Raw genomic sequence first — 322 nt, forward strand, 5'->3', positions numbered from 1 at the left:
CAACGATGCATCTTGCACTTGCAGGCCATGATATAAAAGTAGATATGCGTTCTTACAAAGAGCGTGGTTTATCTATAGATCCAACCATTCATTTGGGGCAATCTGCTCATGCAATGAGTAAAAAAGGACTTGCTAGCAATGCGGTACAAGCTAATGAAAAAATAAAACAGAGATCTGTAGAGAAAATTAAAGAAAACCCTAATGAAGTATTGAAGTTAATTTCATTTGAGAAGTCGACATTTAATCATGGTGATCTTGCTAAGATCATTAATAGATATGTTGATAATTCAAATGACTTTAATGATATTATGGTGCGCTTAGA

General features: G+C 33.9%; 1 protein-coding gene. It reads left to right on the forward strand.

From position 1 onward, the window contains the following. Positions 1–322 (forward strand): MobA/MobL family protein (locus ACFILY_RS09305; protein WP_375673353.1); only part of this gene is annotated, 322 nt, incomplete at both ends.

The sequence above is a fragment of the Bartonella sp. CL25QHWL genome (genome assembly GCF_042195335.1).
GTDB lineage: Bacteria > Pseudomonadota > Alphaproteobacteria > Rhizobiales > Rhizobiaceae > Bartonella.